Origin of the sequence: Anaerovirgula multivorans, assembly GCF_900188145.1 — a bacterium.
GTDB classification, from domain to species: Bacteria; Bacillota; Clostridia; order Peptostreptococcales; family Natronincolaceae; genus Anaerovirgula; species Anaerovirgula multivorans.
The window spans coordinates 1-2526 of record NZ_FZOJ01000084.1; the positions used below are offsets into that span (position 1 = coordinate 1).

3 protein-coding genes are annotated in these 2526 nt (G+C 31.5%); all 3 read right to left on the minus strand.

What is annotated here, in order from left to right:
• Positions 1 to 169 precede the first annotated feature (169 nt).
• Complete coding sequence (locus tag CHB72_RS25525) at positions 170 to 730, minus strand: class I SAM-dependent methyltransferase (RefSeq protein WP_176431628.1); 561 nt, start codon at positions 728 to 730, stop codon at positions 170 to 172.
• A gap of 43 nt (positions 731 to 773) precedes the next feature.
• Complete coding sequence (locus CHB72_RS25530; RefSeq protein ID WP_242975284.1) at positions 774 to 1664, minus strand: EFR1 family ferrodoxin; 891 nt, start codon at positions 1662 to 1664, stop codon at positions 774 to 776.
• 79 nt (positions 1665 to 1743) lie between these two features.
• Positions 1744 to 2307 (minus strand): TetR/AcrR family transcriptional regulator, encoded by a 564-nt coding sequence (locus CHB72_RS25535; RefSeq protein WP_089285680.1) that lies wholly within the window; start codon positions 2305 to 2307, stop codon positions 1744 to 1746.
• Between the last annotated feature and the right edge of the window lie 219 nt (positions 2308 to 2526).

Sequence of the window (2526 nt, forward strand, 5' to 3'; positions counted from 1 at the left end):
ATTTTTAAAAAAATTTACAAGACAAAGTCGGTACAACTCTCATGAGTCATACCGACTTATTTTATTGGCTATCTATTTCCCGATATCCCCTTTTTCATGGGGCAAAACTTCCGATTAAACCCTTTAAGAACCGTCCCTGCAATTTAAAGAACCGTCCCTGCAATTTATATTATATTTTGCGCAAGCGAAAAACTCCATTAAGCTTCTTCATGTTTTCAAAGGAAGCATACTTAAGTGCAGCACGTGGTGACCAGAATGGTGCCATGGTCCATACTGCGCAGACACCTCCAGGTTTTAATACCCTGTAAATTTCTTTCGAGATATCCTTCATAGAGATAACCGGAGCAGGTACAACACCGTAAAGTAGAACAAGGTCAAACATGGAGTCCTCAAAAGAGGATTTCATAGCATCATCCTTTTTAACTATAACATTTTTTAATTCTAACTGGTTAACTCTCATTTGTGTTTCTTCAACGGCTAAAGGATGAATATCAATGCAATAGAGTTTCCCTTCATTACCTAATACTTTTGATGCAGGTACTGTGAAAAAGCCAGATCCACATCCAATTTCAAGAACCGTTTGTCCAGATAGTATTCCAGAATCATGGACTAATCTGTCAGGATTGTTGTATTTTAGTCTGTTAGAGTTATTTAACCATCCTAGCATTTTCTTATAAATAAGATTTCCAATTTTGGATTCGCCGTCTAGTAAGAATTTCTTAATTCCCATAATAGTTTCCTCCATCACTAAACAAAATTTTACGTAACAAAGTTTAAATTTTTGGATATAAACAAGTACCAGGATCTTCCTTAGCCTTTTTTATCATACTTTCGATAAAGCTTTTTGCTTTCTCAAGATCACCGATCGGAGATATTGCTTTTAGTGGGCATTTTAATATGCAATTAAAGCAGTGAATGCATTGTGTATTAATATTTCTTTCTATAGATTTGTCATTATTTTGTTTTAAATGACATACTGGACATACGTTGATGCATTTGCCGCACTTAATACATTTATCATTGTCAATTACTACTTTGGGATATCTTTTTTCATGCCAAACCTTTTCTCTAAATATTATCTTTGCTTTTAGGTACATTTTTATGTTCTGATATTTTAGGTGTTTTGAACAATCATTTATAGAATTCATATCAACTGATTTAACCCGCTTTATAAGTTCCTCAATAAAAGAAATTGTTTTGTCTTCAGGTTGATTCTTATTATACTCCTCTTTCATAAAAGCTCTGGTCATACGATGTGAACTGGATACTTTCAAACCGGCTAAAACTTTTCTTCCACTTTTTCTTAGAAGTTTTCCAGCTTCATCAAGAGCAATACCTGAATTAATTCCACCATATGTAATAAAAGGTACTGCTATCTTTCCCCATCCATTTACAGGTTTAGGTAGGCTTACAATTAAATCTTTAACATGGTATTGAAGATGGTGTGCATATACAGGTGACCCTATAAATAGAATATCATGTTCTTTGACTATTTCTTGTAAAAAGACTTGTTTATCTTCGGTTAAAAAGTAGTTTTCTTTGCCAGCAATATTAATTAATTGGGTATTAATACTATTCTGTTCAAGAGCAACCTTTAACAACTCACCTACCTGAATGGTATTACCTGAAGGACTAAATACAATAATCGCAGACTTCACATTCATCAACTCCCTATAATAAATTATTTCTTTGATGCTAAATGCACAATAAAGATCAAATGTTCCTTTTTGGAGTAAAAAATTTTTACATTAGCTCACCCATACCTTTCATATGATATTTAACCAATGTATTAATATTGCTTTCAAGCCAATGCTCATTTTTGTAGTTTTTAGCTATTTCGATTATTCCCTCAAAAAAGTTTTTAGCTAATATATATATAACTAACTCGTCTTGGACTAAATTATTATTTAACTGTGTTTTCATATGATTACTGAGGATGCTGATGATTTGTTGCTTAAATCCCTCATACTTAGTTCCTTGACTTTTATCAGTTATAATAACAAATTTTTTTTGATCGGTTGAAATGATTTTTCGTATATAATGGCTAATGCAAACATCCATTGTAATATTTTTATCATGATGATCTAAGAATGCTTCAAAACCGCTTACAAAATATTCATAAAATCTATCTGTTACACCATAGAAAATAGCCTCTTTATTTTCGTAATATAAATACAAATTACTAACACTAATACCCACTTCATTAGCAATGCTGCGAGTAGTAGTATCCCTAAATCCATTTTGGTAAAATAGATTTTCAGCTACATCCAATATTTTATTTCTAATCTCATCTTTTAAAATCTGCATAATAAGGAACCTCCGTTCCTTATTATAATAATATAGATATATACTTATGTCAATAGATATAAAAATATTTCTGTATGCAATTGGAAAAAATTACTAAACAGAAGCCAAAGGGACGACAGACCGCGCTAAATTGCATTATTATTCCATTGTATTTTCCATGGGTTTCATGATAAATAAGCAAGTATTTTTAAGTATTAAGGAATATTTACAAAATCGGAG

What these genes read in the sequence shown, in the direction of transcription:
- CHB72_RS25525 (WP_176431628.1), bottom strand. Translation starts at nt 730, where the DNA reads ATGGGAATTAAGAAATTCTTACTAGACGGCGAATCCAAAATTGGAAAT.
- CHB72_RS25530 (WP_242975284.1), bottom strand. Translation starts at nt 1,664, where the DNA reads ATGAATGTGAAGTCTGCGATTATTGTATTTAGTCCTTCAGGTAATACC.
- CHB72_RS25535 (WP_089285680.1), bottom strand. Translation starts at nt 2,307, where the DNA reads ATGCAGATTTTAAAAGATGAGATTAGAAATAAAATATTGGATGTAGCT.